The sequence below is a fragment of the Streptomyces sp. NPDC048462 genome, from assembly GCF_043200175.1.
Classification (GTDB): Bacteria; Actinomycetota; Actinomycetes; order Streptomycetales; family Streptomycetaceae; genus Streptomyces.
Map to the genome: position 1 here is coordinate 402,840 of NZ_JBICXG010000001.1, position 16,257 is coordinate 419,096.

Genomic DNA, 16,257 nt, shown 5'->3' on the forward strand with positions numbered 1-16,257 from the left:
GCCGGCGCACGGCCTCACACCGTGCGCAGCCAGGCGTCGAGCTGCCGGAAATCGGCGTCGGTGAGGCCGCGCCCGGGATCGACGCGGTGGAGCAGGGACCGCCCCTCGTGGTGTGCGGCCACCCATCGCCGGTCCGCGTCCCCGATCTCGTCGTCGACCCACGCGAAGGCCCGCCCGGCGGCCCGGCCGACGAGCGTGCGGGTCTTCCAGTACAGCCCGGCCCGCGCGTCCCGTTCGTCCTCGGCCGACGGACCGGGCCACAGCACCACGGGGAGCGGCGGCAGCCCGAGCCGCGGCGCGACGACCTCGTTAGCCTCGTGCGTCCAGGTCGTCGCCCACACCAGCTCGCAGCCGAGCGCGGCCAGCCGGGGCCCGAGTCCCGGATCGATCCTGGCGAGCAGCGGATGCGCCCCGGCCCCGGGTGGAAGCAAGCCGTCCGGATACGTGGGGTGGATGCCGCCGGGCCCGGTCGCTGGGCCGAACGGCAGGAGCGGGCCGTCGACGTCGAGGAAGAGCAGCGCAGGCCCGCCGGAATCGGTCACGCCGCACCGTACCGCCGGATTCAGCGTCCGCCCGCCACCCGCAGGATCGCCCCGGTGGCGTAGGAGGCGTCGTCCGAGAGCAGCCAGGCGACGGCTCCGGCGACCTCCTCCGGCTGACCGGGCCGGCCCAGCGGGATGCCGGCGGCGGCCTTGTCCGGGCGCTCGGGGTCCTCGTGGAACTCGGTGCGGATGATGCCGGGCGACACCGCGTTGACCCGGATACCGGCGGCGGCGACCTCCTTGGACAGGCCGATGGTCATGGTGTCCACCGCGGCCTTGGCGGCGGCGTAGTGGACGTACTCGCCGGGGCCGCCGAGCGTGGCGGCGGCCGAGGACATGTTCACGATGGCCCCGCCACCGGTCCGGCTCATATCGCGCACGGCCCGCCGCGCGCACAGGAGGTACCCGATGACGTTGACGTCCAGGGCGCGCCGGAGCCCGGCCGCGTCGGCGTCCGCGAGCGGGCCCGTCGGGCCGCCGACGCCCGCGTTGTTGACCAGTCCGGTGACCGGGCCGAGCCCCTCGGCCGCCGCCTGGAAGAGCTGGTCGACACCCGGTTCGTCGGTCGTGTCCATGCGCACCGTGACGCAGCGCCGGCCCGTCGCCCGCACGGATTCGGCCACGGCCTCGGCGGCCGCCGCGTCCGAGCGGTAGCCCAGCGCGATGTCGTGGCCGTCGGCCGCCAGACGTACGCAGACGGCCGCGCCGATCCCGCGGCTGCCGCCGGTGACCACGGTGACGGGATGACGGCTCATGGATGCCCCTGACTCGCGTGCGGGGACCCGGCGGCCCCTGCGGAGGGGACCATCGTAGAAAGTGGTGATCGAACTCCGTCCCGCGGTGGCCCGGACGCGGCGTGACAGTCCCGGCAGCTGCGGAAACGACTCGGTGGACTGCCACCCACTCATGGAAGGGTGACAGTCCACCGGACGTACATGTGACGCGGTACCGCGCGTGCAGCGGTACTACACGGGGAGGTCGCTGCCGCCCCGCTCGGCCTGCTGTTCGCTCCGCTCCTGGAGCTTCTGGGCCTTCTCCTGCAGCCGTCGGCGCTGCTCCGGGTCCTTGGTGCGCTCCGCGGCCTCGGCCATGTGCCTGGCCTTCTCGCGCATCTGATCGGCTCGGCCGGTTTCTCCTGCAACGCTCATCGTCGCTCCTTGAACGGTAGGGAAGAGCGGGCCCCCTCAGAGAACCAGCGCTCCGCGACGGTCGCACCCCGAAGCGCTACGTACCGTGAAGGTGCCAGGTGAGGTGGGTTCCGGGAGCGGGCCGTGGGCACGGGCGGGACTCGCGGGTCCCCGGCGCTGGCATGATCTGGGGTATGAACGAGCGCATGATCGCCGCGTGTGACGGGGCATCGAAGGGTAATCCGGGGCCTGCGGCCTGGGCGTATGTGGTGGCCGACGCGGAGGGCAGGCCGTTCAGGTGGGAGGCGGGGCCGCTGGGCACCGCCACCAACAACGTCGCCGAGCTCACCGCGCTGCGGGAACTGCTGGAGTCCGTCGACCCCGGTGTGGCCCTTGAGGTCCGGATGGATTCCCAGTACGCGATGAACGCCGTCACCAAGTGGCTGCGCGGCTGGAAGCGCAACGGCTGGAAGACCTCGGCGGGCAAGCCCGTCGCCAACCGGGAACTGGTGGTCCGCATCGACGCCCTGCTGACCGGCCGGTCGGTGGACTTCGTCTACGTGCCCGCCCACCAGGTGGACGGCGACCCGCTGAACGCCCTCGCCGACCAGGCGTGCAGCGAGGCGGCCGTGGCGCAGCGCGCGGCAGGCACCTCGCAGGGCTCGGCGGACCTGCCGGTGCCCGTGGCCGCCCGCGCCTCCGAAGGGCGCCGGACCGGCGCTGCGGCGAAGAGCACGGCCAGGAGCGCCGCGAAGAGCGCGGGTGGCACGGCCCGGGGCGGCGCGACCATCCGCGCCAGGTACGCGGGCCGGTGCCACTGCGGCAAGCCGTACGCGGCCAAGGACACGATCGCGAAGAACGACCAGGGCTGGGGCCACCCGGAGTGCCGCACCGCCTCCGCCTGACCCGCACCGCCTGGAACGCCGCCGCACGGGTCCCGGTGATCCGCCCCGCGCGGCGGGCCGCGCGTGCCATGATGCGGCTCCGGCGGAGAGGTCGACGCGCCGCCGGAGCCGCGGACGACGGCGACACGCTGGGGGGCGTATGGAAAGCACGGGAACGGTGCTGCGTGAACTGCGCGGGGCGCAGAAGACGGCCAAGGGGGTGTCGCTCTACTCGCGGTACGTGAACCGGCCGGCGGGCCGGATCTTCGCCGCAGCCGCCTTCCGGCTGGGTATGACACCCAATCAGGTCACCTTGGTGAGCGCCGCGTTCACCTTCGCGTCCATCGCCGCCGTGGCTCTGGCCAGGCCCACCTGGGGGCTGGCGGTCCTGGTCTGGCTGGGGCTCGTCGTGGGCTTCGCCCTGGACTCGGCCGACGGGCAGCTCGCCCGGCTCACCGGGCGGGGCGGCCCCGACGGCGAATGGCTCGACCACGTCGTCGACTGCGCCAAGATGATCCTCGTCCACACCGCCGTACTGATCTCGTTCCAGCGCTGTTTCGCCCTGCCGGCCGACGGCTGGCTGCTCCTGCCGCTCGGCTTCCTGTTCGTGGCCGTGCTGACCTTCTGCGCGGGGCTGCTGCGGGAACAGCTCGGCAAGGCGGCCGCCGCCGCCCGCCCGGAGCCGGACGGTGGCGGGCCCCCCCCGCAGGCGGTCTCCCGGCTGCGGGCCGTGGCGCTGCTGCCGGCCGATTACGGGGTGTTCTGCCTGGTGTTCCTGCTGCTCGGCGACGAGACGGCGTTCCGGATCGGTTATGCCGCGCTCGCCGCCGTGCACGCGCTGTTCCTGGTGGCGTTCCTGGCCAAGTGGTTCAGGGAGCTGAAAGGGCTCCGGGCGCACTGACCAGCGAGTCCAGCGCCCGGCGCAGCTGGGTGCTGGATGTGTGCACGGTGTACGGGAAGTAGACGACCTCCACGCCGACCTCCGCGAAGTCGCGTTCGAGCCGCTTGCCCTTCTCCGTGCCCCGCCAGTCGTCCCCCTTGAAGATGACGTCGAACCTGACCTGCTGCCAGGTCTCCACCTTGTCGGGGACGGTCTCGACGAAGGCGGCGTCCACGTACCGGACGCTCCGTACGATCTCCAGCCGTTCCGGCAGCGGAATGACCGGTCCGCGGCCCTTCGCGAGCGCGGCCATCTCGTCCGAGACGACCCCCGCGACCAGGTAGTCGCACTGGCTGCGGGCATGCCGCAGGATGTTGAGGTGACCCACGTGGAACAGGTCGTAGACACCCGGCGCGTAGCCGACCCTGTGCACCATCCGTTCTCTCCCCCACGGTGAACGTGATGTCCGTGTCCCAGCGGTGGTTTTCCGGACATGGCATCCGGTCCGGTGGGATATCGGTATCGGTGTTGATCGTGCAACGACCTTACTGTGAAGACCACTTGCGCATCACGTGAACGGATAAGCTCACTTTTGGGGCTGTTCCTTGGGGGGAACACAGGTGGCTCCGGGGGGAAGGCGACCGTTTCGATGCCAGACGCAGATCAGCTGCCGTACGCAGACCAGTGCGAGCCGTTCCGCGACCGCCGCCTGCTGGTCGTCTCGACCAACTACGCGCCCGAACTGACCGGAATCGGCCCGTACGCCGCGCAGCTCGCGGAACACTGGGCCGCGTCCGGCGCCGAGACCCATGTGCTGACCGGCATGCCGCACTATCCGTCCTGGCGGACCGAGCCGGCGTACCGGGGGGTGTGGCGGATCGAGGAGGAGCGCTCGGGAGTGAGGGTCCACCGGCGAAGACACTATGTGCCGCCCCGTCAGAGCGCCCTGCGCAGAGCGGCGTTCGAGGCGACCGTCCTCGCCCACGGCCTGGTCTCCCCGCCCTCGGTGCGGGCGGACGTGGTGATCTCCCAGATGCCGAGCCTGGCCGGCGGCGTCCTGGGCGCGCGGCTGGCCCGCCGCCACCGCGTCCCGTACATACCCGTCGTACAGGACCTGATGGGCGCCGCCGCCGCACAGAGCGGCATCCGGGGCGGCGACAGGGCGGCGGCGGTGGCATCCCGGGCCGAGCGGTACGCACTGCGCGCCGCCTCGCTCGTCGGCGTCATCCACGAGAGCTTCGTCCCCCGGGTGACCGCCTACGGCGTCGACCCCGGACGCATCCGGCTGGTCCCCAACTGGACCCATGTGAAGCCACCTTCGGCCGAACGCGCCGTGACCAGGGCGCGGCTGGGCTGGCACGAGAGCACCCCGGTGGTCCTGCACTCCGGGAACATGGGGCTCAAGCAGGGCCTGGACGTCCTCGTCGACGCGGCCAGGCTCGCCCCCGGGATACGCATCGTGCTGATGGGCGACGGCAACCAGCGCGAGGCCCTGCTGGCCCGTGCGGCCGGGCTGCCCAACGTCGAGTTCCTGCCGGCGGCGGGGGCGGACGAGTTCACCGACGTCCTGGCCGCCGCCGACGTCCTCGCCGTGACCCAGCGGGCGTCCGTACTCGACATGAGCGTGCCCTCCAAGCTGACCTCGTACTTCGTCTCGGGCCGCCCGGTCGTCGCCTCGGTGGCGGACGAGGGGGGCACCGCCCAGGAGGTGCAGCGCTCCGGCGCCGGGTTGCTCGTCGCGCCCGAGGACCCGGCCGCGGTACTGGCGGCCGTACGCAAGCTCGTCGAGCAGCCGGCCGCCGCCGCCGAACTCGGCGCCCACGGACCCCGGTACGTGGCACAGCACCTCGGCCGGGAAGCCGGCCTCGCCCGCTTCGACGCACTGCTCACCGAGGTTCTTCAGGACGCCCAAGGGAGACCACGCCGATGACCCAGCCGATCCGCGCCCTGGAGGACCAGGACGAACCCGCGCTGCTAAGGGACCAGTTCAGGCAGCTCCTGCGCTATCGAGCCCTGCTCGCGTGCGGCGTGGTCCTCGGACTGCTCGGCGGCGGCTGGCTCGCCCTGAGCGGCGAGGACACCTACAGCTCCACCGGCGAGGTGTCGGTGCGCTCGGCCGCCTCGGACCCGTTCGCGGCGGGCGCCTCGGCCGACAAGGGCATCAACATCGGCTCCGAACGCCAGACCGCCGTCAGCGACGCCGTGGGCACCGTGGCCGTCGGCTCGCTGGCCAAGCACGGCGACCGGGTGGAGGTCGGCAAGCTGCTGACCGGACTCCAGGTCACCAACCCGCCCAACACCCTGGTGCTCAGGTTCTCCTACACCGCCCGCGACCCCGAACAGGCCAGGGCACGGGCCCAGGCGCTCGCCGAGGCCTACCTGGAGATCCGCAGGGAGCGCACCGAGAACAGCATCGACAACATGGTCGACGGCTACCGCGCCCAGCTGAAGCCGCTCACCGAACAGCGCGACCGGCTGGCCGAGCAGGAGACCGGCACCGTCGGCAGCGACGTCACCAGCGCCCGCGCCAACATCATCGTCGCCATCTCCGAACTGAGCCAGAAGATCTCGGAGTTGCGCGCCCTGGACACCACGCCCGGCTACCTGAACAAGAAGCCGGTGGCGCCCGAGCAGCCCACCGGTGCCGGACTGACCCTGCTCCTCGGACTCGGCGGCGTCGTCGGACTCGCACTCGGCCTGCTGCTCTCCTGGGTACGGCTCGTCTTCGACCCGGCGGTCCGCTCCACCAGGGAACTCGTCCGCTCGCTCGGCGCCCCGCTGCTCGGCACCCTGCCCCGGGAGCGCGCCGCCGCGGGCCGGCTGCTCGCCATCGGGCGCGGCGGCAGCCGGCTGGCCGAGGAGTACCGGGCGGTGGCCTTCCGGCTCGCGTACGACCCCTCGTTCGCCGAACGGCGGCGGCTCCTGGTCACGGCCCCCCGCGGGGACAACGCCATGGCCGCCGCGGCGGCGGTCAACCTGGCGGCCGCCTTCGCGGAGATGGGGCGCGACGTGCTGCTGGTCGAGGCCGATCTGCGCACCCCGTCACTGGCCAGGGACCTCGGCGCCGCGACCCGGGGCGGGCGCCCCCGCTGGGCCGCCGAGCGCGACGAGCGGGGCTGGCCGTCCGACAGCCGCACCAACGTGGACGTGCCCGGCTCGGGGGCCTTCACCCTGATCGCGGGCCGCCGGATGGACAACGTGCCCCGTGCCCTGACGTCCGCGCCCGTCGGCCGGATCGTCGCCGAGGGCGGCCGGCCCGGAGCCGTCGTCATCGTGCTCGCCCCGCCCGTCCTCTCGTTCGCCGACGCCGTCGCGCTCATCGACCGGGTGGAGGGCGTCGTGGTGGTCTGCGACCCGCGTGAGGTGCACCGCAGCGACCTGGAACGGATCCGCGAGATCATCGGCGCCGCGGGCGGCTCCGTGCTCGGCACCCTGCTGCACCCCGGACACGGACGGGCCGAGCGCCGGGCGCGCCGGAAGGCGGCCGAGCGCGGCGCCCGCGACGCGCAGACACCGGGACAGGGGCGCGACGGGCAGGGCGGCCGCGCACAGCCGGACGGTGGCCCCGTCCGGACCGGCGGCGGCCGCGCCGGAGACCCCGCCGAGACGCTCGGCCTGCGCACCCTGGACGCCGGCAGCACCCGGCCCGGCGGCGGCAACGGCCAGGGCGGCGGCAGCGACCACAGCAGTTCCGCAGGACACAGATGAAGGCACGCACCGCGGTCGCCTGCTCGGTCGCGGACCAGGGGGTGGCGGCGCTCACCAACATCCTGGTCCTGGTGGTGGCGGCCCGGCTCTCCACCGTCTCCGACTTCGCCCGCTTCTCCGGCGTCTACCTGGTCTTCACCGTCCTGCTCGGCGTCTTCGGCGCCTACACCGGACAGCCGCTCGTGCTGCGCCGGGGCGCCGGCGAGGAGACCCGCGGCGCCTGCCGCTCGGCCGTCGCCTTCACGCTGCTCGTCTCGGCCGTCCTCGGCGCCCTGCTCGCCGCCGTCTGCGCGGCGCTCGCGGAGGACACCGCGCGGGCCCTGATGACGCTGGGACTCGTACTGCCCGTCGTCCTCGCGCAGGACACGGCCCGCTACGCCTTCGCCACGCTCCAGGCGCAGCACCTGGCCCTGGCCGCGGACACGCTCCGGCTGGTCTGCGTGCTCGGCGCCCTGACCGTGCAGCCGCACGGCGCGTCGGCCGCCCGCCTGGTCACCGTCTGGGGCCTGTCCGCGCTGCCGGCGCTCCTGCTGTCCGTCACCCTGCTGCACCGCCGGACCGCCGGAGCGCCCGTGCGGCTGACGCCGCTGCTGCGGCGCGGGTACCTGGGCCGGCGGTTCGTCGTCGAGTTCGGCGTGGGCAACGCCGGCAGCCAGCTCTCCGTGCTCGGCCTGGGCGTGGTCGGCAACCCCCTCGTGGTCGGTGCGCTGCGCGGCGCGACCACCCTCTTCGGCCCGCTGAACGTGCTGTTCACCTCCGCCACCGGCTTCGGCCCGCCGCTGCTCGGACGGCTCGCCACCGACCGGCTGCGGGTGCGGGCCGCCGCCGCGCTGGCCGCCGTACTGGCGGCGACCGCCGCGGGCTGGGCCACCGTCCTGGCCCTGCTGCCCGGATCGGTGGGCCGGCACCTGCTGGGGGACACCTGGCCCACGGCGGCCGCGCTGCTCCCGGCTACCGGCAGCCAGTACGCGGCGATGGCCGTCGGCACCTGCGGGCTGCTGGCGCTGAGACTGCTCGATCCGCGCACCACGCTCTCCATCCAGGTGGTCTTCTCGCTCGCCGCCGTGGGCTTCCTGATCGGCGGATACTGGCTCGGCGGGGTGCCGGGGGCCGCCTGGGGCCTGTGCCTGGGCTCCGTCTGCAAGGCGATCGCCACCTGGACCAGGGTTGCCCGGCTGAACCGTCGCGGAGGCGCGGAACGGCCCCCGGTCAGTGCGGCCGCCGTGCGTTCCGCTCCCTGAGACTCGTGACCAGCGCCAGGCACAGCGCGGCGACCGCCAGCTTCCCGGCCGCCTGCAGCAGCGGACCGCGCAGCAGGATGAAGGTGTACCCGGCGATCAGCGGAGCCGCGATCGCCAGGACGCTGCCGGGCCCGGGGCCGTCCCGGGAGACCGCCCGCGCGTACCGCCGGTCGGTGCGCGCGGCCGCGTAGCCGATCAGGGCGAAGCCGCCGATCATTCCCGGGGCGCCGAAGTCGACCCACAGCTCGGTCCACAGCGGCGCCGAGAGGTTTGTCATGTTCATCCCCATCCACTGCCCGACCCGCACCCCGGTGTCCTCGGGCTTGCCGCTCCACGCCGCCCGGGGCACGAAGAAGAAGGCGGAGCCCGCCAGCTGACGGCCGTAGGTGTGGCCCCGGGTGTCGACCCAGGAGATGGTGTTGGCGAACATGACGGTCTGGTCGTAGTCCTTGGTGGCCAGCGGCTCGAAGACCGAGGACGACTGGACCGGCCGGTACCCGGAGTCGTCGTAGCGGAACCGGTCGGCGTACGGGAACAGCACCAGCGCCCCGATCACCCCCGTCGCCAGCACCGAGCGGTACATCGCCGCACTGCTCGGGAACGCGGTGAAGAGGAACGAGACCAGTACGGTCAGGAACCAGTAACGGGCATTGGATATCGGGTTGTTCACGACCAGGTTCACGATCAGCAACGCGAACCACACCAGTACGGTCGAGGGTGCGCGACGGGCCCGGCGCGAGGTCACCAGGCGCCGGGTGAAGAAGAGCAGCGCGAGCAGCGCCGGAACCGTGCCGAACCCCTTGAGGAACGCGGAGCCCACATTGGACCCGCCGGACACCACCCCGCTCTCCGCGACCGACGCGCTGATCTCCTGGCGGCTGGAGAAGAACACCGCGGGCCCGCCGAGCTTCAGGACGTAGTAGCCGCTCGCGGCGAACGCCAGCAGCACCAGCAGCCGCAGCCTGACCGGGTGCGCGGTGGCCCCGGCGCCGCTCCCTCGGGCGGTGGTACGCCTGCGCAGCGGACGCCGGGACGCCAGCAGCGCCCCGAGGTCGAACGCCGCGCACCCCACCAGGACCAGCGCGATCGCGGTCACCAGATCGGAGCGCGGCCCGACCAGCGGGGTCGGGGTCTGCCCTATCACGGCCTGGGCGAACGGGGCGACGCCCATCGCGATGTACACGAACATCCAGAAGACGCCCTGCAGCAGCCGGCGCCGGGTCGACAGGATCATGGTCGCCAGCCGTGCCCCCGAGTAGCACGTCAGCACCAGCTGCAGCCAGTACCCGGTGTCCCGGGCCCCGCTCCCGGGCTGTGCGGCGATCAGCGCCGGCAGGAAGCAGACCAGGCCGAGGATGAGCGGAACGGCCATCGCGCGCGACAGCATCGCCCATGACATGGGCTTGGCGGGCAGCTCCACCCGGCTCGGCGGCCCGCCCCCGAGGCCGGGACCGGGCGGTGCCACACCGTGCACGGACGTCATCTGTTCCCCGTTCCGTGATCCTGTGAACACTCTAACGAATCAACCCACTTGGGGTGATGTGATGACTAGTCTGTGGAGTGCTGCCGAGGTCGAGGGGAACCCTGGTGAAGATCCTGCACGTCGTCACACTGCACACCCCGGACCACGCGTTCGGCGGTCCGACCCGGGTGGCCCTGAATCTCTCCAGGGTCCAGCGCGCCGAGGGGGACGACGCCCGGATCATGGCGCTCGGCGACGGCTTCGACGGACCGCTGCCCTCCCACGTGGAGGGAGTGCCGGCCCACCTGCACCAGGCCCGCCACCTGCTGCCCCGCTTCGAGGTCAGCGGCATCACCTCGGGCCCCCTGCTGCTGGCCGCGCGCCGGATGATGCGCGGCGCCGACCTCGTCCACGTGCACCTCATGCGCGACCTGGTGACGCTGCCCGCCGCGCTCCTCGCCCTGGGGTCCGGGACCCCGCTGGTCGTCCAGACGCACGGCATGGTGGACCCGACCGAGAACCGGGTCGCGCAGCTGACCGACCTGCTCGGCGTACGAAGGGTCCTGCGCCGCGCGGACGCCGTGCTGCACCTCACCGAGGCCGAGCGCGTCGACGTGAACGCCGTCGCGGCCCCCGTCCCGCTCACCCGGACCGTGCGCCTGGTCAACGGCGTACGGCCGCAGGAGCGCAAGCCCGCCCGGGACCCCGGGCGGCCGCCGACGGTGCTCTTCCTCGCCCGGATACAGGAGCGCAAGCGCCCCCAGGACTTCGTCGCCGCGATGCCCGCCGTGCTGGCGGAGCACCCGGACGCCAGGTTCGTGCTCGCGGGACCGGACACCGGCGCGCTGCCCGGCACCCTGCGGCTCGCCCGCGAGCTCGGCGTGCTGGACTCGCTCGACCACGTGGGACCGCTCGGCCACGAAGAGGTGCTGGAAGCGGGTCGGCAGGCCGATGTGTACGTCCTGCCGTCCATCGAGGAGCCCCTCGGCGTCTCGGTCCTGGAGGCGATGTCCGTCGGCACCCCCGCGGTCATCACCCGCACCTGCGGCCTCGCACCCGACATCGCGCGGGCCGGTGCGGGCCGGGTGATCGACAGCCGGGCCGGCGAGGACGCGGCCAACGCGGGGAAGGTCGCGCGGGCGGTGCTGGAACTGCTGGAGCCCAAGGCCAACGCCGAGGCCGGACAGGCCGCCTGGGAGCTGGTCGGGGCGGACTTCACCATCGACGTGGTGACCCGGACGCTCCGGCGGACCTACGAGGACGTGGTCCGCCGGAAGCGCCGGTGACTCAACGGGCGGGCGCCTCGCGCGACTTCAGGGCGATCTGCCAACGGTAGAAGCTCATCGCGAGGGCGAAGTCGAAGCCCGCCCGCCCGTCCAGGAAGCCCCGCCGGTACACGTACATGTACGCGAACGAAACCAGCGGCTTGAACGGCGCCTTGTGGAACAGCTGCCCCTGACGGGACTTGACCCTGCGCACCTGTTCCTTCACCTCGGGATGGTGCTCCAGCCACGCCTCCCAGTCCGAGTACCGGTTGTGCCGTTCGAACCAGGCGGTCACCGGGTCGAGGTCCTGGTGCTCGATCGGGTTGCGCAGCGCCCCGGCGCTTTCCGCGACCGGCTGGTAGTGGCCCTCGACCTCACCGATGCCCGGCGCGTCGAGATCCCCGACGTCCGGGTAGCGGCTGCGGGTGCGGTCGGTCAGCGACCGCTTGCGGATGGTGTAGCCGTGCCGCAGCCGCTTCCCGGAGAACCAGTACCCCAGTGGAATGTCGTACGCGGCGGGTCTCGGCGCGTCCGGATCGGCGAAGACCTGCCGCAGTTCGGCCAGCAGACCGGGGCTCAGCCGCTCGTCGCCGTCGAGCAGCAGGATCCAGTCCAGGTCCGTGCGGACATGGTCCAGACACCACTGCTTCTTACGGGGGTGCCCACCGTCCCAGGTGTACATGACGACCTCGGCCCCGCACTCCGCGGCGATCTTCGCCGTGTCGTCCGTACTGTGCGAGTCGACCACGACGACCGCCTCGAAGTGGCCGAGGACCGATTTCACCGCCTCGGCGATGTTGAGCCCCTCGTTCTTCGTGGGGATGGCCACGGCTATCGGCAGTCTGTTCATCCGTTGCCTCCTTCGGGCAGCCAGGCGTAGCAGCCTGTGGAGGTGAAGGCGCGGGCCGTCGCCGGGATGGTGACGCTGCTGCGCTTCCCGTCGTCGGACGAGCCCGACGCCAGGACCTTGCCGTTCGCTCCGGTGACCTCCCAGCCGCAGTTCTTGGTGGGTGCGACATCGCGGTAGCGGCCCGGCCGCAGCCGCGCCCCCTCGTGCGTGCCGTCCGGGTAGGCCAGCGAGGCCTGTTCCACCAGGCCCCTGTGCTGGGGGCACAGCTGGCCGGCGGCGGGTTCGGCATCAGCGATCTCGCCCGTGGCCACGGCCCCGATCGCGATGTCCCGGTCGACCTTGACCAGGTACGTCAGCCGGTCGCAGGTCTCCTGGCCGCTCTGGAGCACCGCGGCCGGGTCCATGCCCTTGGGTACCCGGTCGACCAGGTACTTCTTCTGCTTCTTGGTGAACGTACCGGTGGCCGGGGTGAGTTCGTCGGTAGGCGTCTTGGGCACCGCGCTGGAGCGCGCGGCCCGCGGAGCGGCCGGGGCGGAGCCGTCCGGCTCCGCAGGCGCCCCGGCCACCGGCCCCGCCGATGCCGACGCCGCGCGGCCGGCGCCGGCCGTCTTCTCCCCGCCCCCGCCCGGTGAGGCGGAGGAGGAGCCGCAGGCGGCCAGCGCCGCCGTCGTGATCACGACGACGGCGCCGGCCAGGAACGGATGTCTCATCCACCTGTCCTCAGGGCGTAGTGGGCGCTGACCTGGGCCGCGGTAAGCGCGGTCGGGTACACGGCGGTCTCGTCGATCTGTCCGGCGAAGAAGTCGCTCGCCGGACGGTTCGGCCAGGTCGCCAGGTTGTCCCCGCCCACCCGCCAGTAGCCGGTGTAGGTCTCGTTCGTGGTGTACCGCGTGTTCGAGGCGCGGAGCTGTCCGTCCACGTAGAGGGCCATGCCACCGGAGCCCTGGGTGGCGACGACATGGTGCCAGCCGCCGTCGTTGTAGGCCCCGGTCGTGCTGACGGTCTGGCCGCCGCCGTTGTGGGTGCCGAAGGTGAGGCGCCCGTTGTTGAGCATGTACACGTGCTTGTCGTACTTGCCGCTTTTCTCCAGGGTGTTGGAGCCGAAGCCGATGATCTTCCCTCCCCGGGTCGTCTTCGTCTTGATCCAGGTCTCGACGGAGAACTTCGAGGTCTGGTTGTGGCTCCGGTTGCTGTACGCGTACTGGGTGCTCCCGTTGAACCCGATGGCGGTCGAGGGGCCGGACACGGCCGCCGGGGTCTGCCGGTAGGAGGGCGCGTTGCGCAGGAAGCCGTTGTCCTTGCCGGCCCCGGTGTCGGCGGCGAAGGTGGACGTGCCCTCGTCGTAGCGCCAGTACAGGCTCGCCCCGTCGGACAGCACCCTGGCCGGGTAGCTCTCCGCCTTCGCCGCCACGGTCGCGGTCACCGCGGGGGACTTGGCACTGGTGTTGGTGCCGTCACTCGCGGTGATCCGGTAGGTGTGCGTCTCGCCCGCCGCGACGGCGGTGTCCGTCCACCGCAGCTGCGGCCGGTCCCAGAACACCGAGTAGCCCGTCGTGGTGTACACGGGGGTGCTCGCGCCGTCCTTGTAGATCCGGTACGTCAGCTCGCCGTCGTCCGTGTCGAAGCTCGTCTGCCAGTTCACGTCCACCTTGCCCGCGGCGACCGTGGAGACGCTGACGTTGGGCACCCAGGGCGCCCCGGTGTCGGGTCCGTCGGCGAACCGGGTCAGCCCCTGCTGCGGAGAGCTGTTGACGGTGGTGAACTCGCCGCCCACCCACAGGTAGTGGTGCCCGCCCTTGTCGGTCTGGGCCATCGACCGCGGGCCGACCGGCTCCCCGATCCCGTCGTTGGTGTCCGGGAACCACGGCAGCAGCTTGGGGTCGTCCACGGACTGCGCCAGCAGGTGCTTGCGCGGCTGGTCCGGGAACTCGCCCATCGAGGAGCAGTCATGCGCGTGGCTGCCGCTGTACAGAACCCCGCTGTGCACCAGGATGGCCTGCGTGGCACCGAGGCAGGTGTCGCGCCACACCTGCTGGAAGGTGGTCAGGTCCACCGCGATCCGGCCGTCGAAGACCCCGCCCCCGGTCCCCTCGTTGGCGGTGTAGAACTTCTTGGCGTCCGCGGTGAGGTCCTGCACCGTCGAGGTGTTCGGGATGAAGCCCGGGTAGCTCTTGTCCAGGGCTCCCGTCGTCGCGTTCACCACCGCGAGCGCGTGCGAGGTGGTGCCGTTGACGGTGAAGAAGTCGCCGCCGATCACCACGTGCGAGCCGTCGGGAGTGACCTGGACGGCCCGGCCGACCTCGTCCGTGTTGGCCTTCCACGGCTTCAGCTCCGCGCCCGTGGTGACCGCGGCGAACTTGTTCCGCGTCTGTCCCGCGACGGTGTTGAAGTCACCGCCGAGATAGACCGTGTCGTCGGTGACGGCCAGGGCCCTGACCGTCGCGGACACGGCGAGCTTGAAGTTCGTGCGCGGGGTGCAGGTCGCCGTGTCGATGGCCGCGATGTTGCTCACCCCGACGCCGTTCACCGAACCGAACTGGCCACCCGCGTAAAGGGTTTCACCATCGGGGGAGAGGGTCAGGGCCCGCACCGTCGCGGTCCCCGAGGACTGCGTGAACGACAGCTCGCAGCCGGTCGGCGCCCCGGTGGCGGCGTCGAACGCGGCGAAGTTCAACGCGGGCTGTTCGGACGTCCCGGCCGGCGCGTCCGGCGGCCGTACGGTGGAGAAGGTGCCGCCCGTGTAGACGACCCCGTCGTCCGTCGCGGCCATCGACCAGACGATTCCGTTGGTCTGCCAGGTGGAGAGGTCGTCGGCGGTGATCGAGACCGGAGGGGTCAGCGCCGACGCCGGGGAGCCCCCGGCAGCGGCGGCGCTCAGGGCTCCGGCGAGCAGGCAGAGCGCGGCGGCCGCGGCCCTTACCCGGCCGCGCCCACGGGATCTGCGCCCCGTACTTTCGTTCATCATTCAGCTCCGAAGGTGAGAACGAGCTGCGGCCGGTGGGCCGCGGTTGAGACGTCGCCCGGCCTGCTGCGCGGCGAATCCGCTCCGCAGCGGGCCGGGGCGAGCGAGTAGGCGGAGCACAGGGCCCCGCCCGGCGCCGGCGCGAACGGTGCCACCTGGCATTCGGTGGAACCGGCGGTCGCGCCGGGGATGGTCCCCGGCACCGTCGGGGCGAGCGACGGGCGGGAGTCGTGGGTGAGCCCGGGGCCGCTCACCGGTCCACCCGTACGGCGGCCCCGGTGAGCTGGTCGGCCAGCTGCCGCACATCGGCGTCGACCATGATCCGGGCCAGCTCCCGGGACTTCACGGCCGGCTTCCAGCCGAGCAGCTCCGCCGCCTTGGACGCGTCGCCCACCAGCGCGTCGACCTCGCTGGGGCGCTCGTACTTCGCGTCGTAGCGGACGTGCTCGCGCCAGTCCAGACCGGCGTGCTCGAAGGCGTACTCCAGGAACTGCCGGACACTGACCCCCTCGCCGGTGGCCACCACGTAGTCGTCCGGGGCGTCGCACTGGAGCATCCGCCACATCGCGTCGACGTACTCGGGGGCGTAACCCCAGTCGCGCACCGCGTCCAGGTTCCCCAGGTGCAGATGCGTCTGGAGCCCCGCCTTGATCCTGGCCACCCCACGAGTGATCTTCCGGGTCACGAAGGTCTCTCCGCGGCGCGGGGACTCGTGGTTGAACAGGATCCCGTTGACCGCGAACATCCCATATGCCTCACGGTAGTTGACCGTGGACCAGTACGAGTAGACCTTCGCGACGCTGTAGGGGCTGCGCGGGTGGAACGGTGTCCGCTCGTTCTGCGGGGGCGGGCTGGCGCCGAACATCTCGGAGGAGGAGGCCTGGTAGACGCGGGTGTCGATCCCGCTGGCGCGCACCGCCTCCAGGAGGCGGGTGGTGCCGAGCCCGGTGATGTCCCCCGTGTACAGCGGCGCGTCGAAGGAGACCCGGACGTGCGACTGCGCGCCGAGGTTGTAGACCTCGTCGGGCCGGATGTCGCGCAGCAGGTTCACCAGGGCGACCCCGTCCGCGAGATCGGCGTGGTGCAGGACGAAGGAGCGGTCCGCCTCCTCCGGGCCCTGGTAGATGTGGTCTATCCGCTCGGTGTTGAAGCTCGACGAACGGCGGATGAGTCCGTGGACCGTGTATCCCTTGTGGAGCAGCAGCTCGGACAGGTACGAACCGTCCTGTCCGGTCACGCCGGTGATGAGCGCGGTCTTCGCCACGTCTCCCCCTTCTGTGTTCGTCCGAGAGGCTGTTGGCCGTCGAAATTTCAGAGTTTGAGCGATCTGCGGTAA

15 protein-coding genes are annotated in these 16,257 nt (G+C 72.3%); 6 read left to right on the forward strand and 9 right to left on the reverse strand.

Annotated elements, in window-relative coordinates; genetic code table 11:
- Positions 1-14 precede the first annotated feature (14 nt).
- The 3 genes from ACGFU6_RS01630 to ACGFU6_RS01640 form a co-directional block, all read right to left on the reverse strand.
- Positions 15-542 (reverse strand): HAD domain-containing protein, encoded by a 528-nt coding sequence (locus ACGFU6_RS01630; protein WP_393607483.1) that lies wholly within the window; start codon positions 540-542, stop codon positions 15-17.
- A 20-nt stretch (positions 543-562) separates the two neighbouring features.
- Positions 563-1,297, reverse strand: a complete 735-nt coding sequence (locus tag ACGFU6_RS01635) for an SDR family NAD(P)-dependent oxidoreductase (protein ID WP_393607484.1) — start codon at positions 1,295-1,297, stop codon at positions 563-565.
- 210 nt (positions 1,298-1,507) lie between these two features.
- Positions 1,508-1,690: a DUF6381 family protein gene (locus tag ACGFU6_RS01640; protein ID WP_393607485.1), complete on the reverse strand. Its 183-nt coding sequence runs from the start codon at positions 1,688-1,690 to the stop codon at positions 1,508-1,510.
- 173 nt (positions 1,691-1,863) lie between these two features.
- On the opposite strand from ACGFU6_RS01640, the gene ACGFU6_RS01645 reads away from it, so the two are divergent.
- Both ACGFU6_RS01645 and ACGFU6_RS01650 read left to right on the forward strand, forming a co-directional pair.
- A complete protein-coding gene (locus tag ACGFU6_RS01645) occupies positions 1,864-2,574 on the forward strand; it encodes a ribonuclease H (RefSeq protein WP_393607486.1) in 711 nt (236 codons plus the stop codon).
- Positions 2,575-2,713: 139 nt separating this feature from the next.
- The gene (locus tag ACGFU6_RS01650; RefSeq protein ID WP_393607487.1) at positions 2,714-3,454 is read left to right on the forward strand and encodes a CDP-alcohol phosphatidyltransferase family protein; all 741 of its coding nucleotides are present in this window, start codon (positions 2,714-2,716) and stop codon (positions 3,452-3,454) included.
- Here ACGFU6_RS01650 and ACGFU6_RS01655 read toward each other — a convergent pair.
- Positions 3,423-3,869, reverse strand: coding sequence for an adenylyltransferase/cytidyltransferase family protein (locus ACGFU6_RS01655; protein WP_123528815.1), 447 nt, complete (start codon positions 3,867-3,869; stop codon positions 3,423-3,425). The genes ACGFU6_RS01650 and ACGFU6_RS01655 overlap by 32 nt on opposite strands.
- Positions 3,870-4,082: 213 nt before the next feature.
- Between ACGFU6_RS01655 and ACGFU6_RS01660 the strand changes: the two genes are divergently transcribed.
- The 3 genes from ACGFU6_RS01660 to ACGFU6_RS01670 are packed head-to-tail and all read left to right on the forward strand — an operon-like array spanning position 4,083 to position 8,382.
- Entirely contained in the window at positions 4,083-5,363 is a 1,281-nt protein-coding gene (locus ACGFU6_RS01660) for a glycosyltransferase (protein ID WP_393607488.1), read from the forward strand.
- On the forward strand, positions 5,360-7,141 hold the full coding sequence (locus tag ACGFU6_RS01665; RefSeq protein ID WP_393607489.1) for a lipopolysaccharide biosynthesis protein: 1,782 nt from the start codon (positions 5,360-5,362) through the stop codon (positions 7,139-7,141). The genes ACGFU6_RS01660 and ACGFU6_RS01665 overlap by 4 nt, the downstream gene beginning before the upstream one ends.
- Positions 7,138-8,382 (forward strand): hypothetical protein, encoded by a 1,245-nt coding sequence (locus ACGFU6_RS01670; RefSeq protein WP_393607490.1) that lies wholly within the window; start codon positions 7,138-7,140, stop codon positions 8,380-8,382. The genes ACGFU6_RS01665 and ACGFU6_RS01670 overlap by 4 nt, the downstream gene beginning before the upstream one ends.
- Here the strand turns inward: ACGFU6_RS01670 and ACGFU6_RS01675 are convergent.
- Positions 8,351-9,865 (reverse strand): hypothetical protein, encoded by a 1,515-nt coding sequence (locus ACGFU6_RS01675; RefSeq protein WP_393607491.1) that lies wholly within the window; start codon positions 9,863-9,865, stop codon positions 8,351-8,353. The two genes, ACGFU6_RS01670 and ACGFU6_RS01675, sit on opposite strands and share 32 nt — an antisense overlap.
- Before the next feature lie 104 nt (positions 9,866-9,969).
- On the opposite strand from ACGFU6_RS01675, the gene ACGFU6_RS01680 reads away from it, so the two are divergent.
- Entirely contained in the window at positions 9,970-11,130 is a 1,161-nt protein-coding gene (locus ACGFU6_RS01680; protein WP_393607492.1) for a glycosyltransferase, read from the forward strand.
- A 1-nt stretch (position 11,131) separates the two neighbouring features.
- Here the strand turns inward: ACGFU6_RS01680 and ACGFU6_RS01685 are convergent, their stop codons facing one another.
- From ACGFU6_RS01685 to gmd, 4 genes are all read right to left on the reverse strand, one after another.
- Positions 11,132-11,959: a glycosyltransferase family 2 protein gene (locus tag ACGFU6_RS01685; RefSeq protein WP_123528825.1), complete on the reverse strand. Its 828-nt coding sequence runs from the start codon at positions 11,957-11,959 to the stop codon at positions 11,132-11,134.
- Entirely contained in the window at positions 11,956-12,669 is a 714-nt protein-coding gene (locus ACGFU6_RS01690) for a hypothetical protein (RefSeq protein ID WP_393607493.1), read from the reverse strand. Before ACGFU6_RS01690 ends, ACGFU6_RS01685 begins: the two co-directional genes overlap by 4 nt.
- Positions 12,666-14,921 carry a LamG-like jellyroll fold domain-containing protein gene (locus ACGFU6_RS01695; RefSeq protein ID WP_393607494.1) on the reverse strand — a complete coding sequence of 752 codons (2,256 nt, stop codon included), beginning with the start codon at positions 14,919-14,921 and terminating at the stop codon, positions 12,666-12,668. The genes ACGFU6_RS01690 and ACGFU6_RS01695 overlap by 4 nt, the downstream gene beginning before the upstream one ends.
- A gap of 250 nt (positions 14,922-15,171) precedes the next feature.
- Entirely contained in the window at positions 15,172-16,185 is a 1,014-nt protein-coding gene (gene gmd / locus ACGFU6_RS01700; protein ID WP_393607495.1) for a GDP-mannose 4,6-dehydratase, read from the reverse strand.
- Between the last annotated feature and the right edge of the window lie 72 nt (positions 16,186-16,257).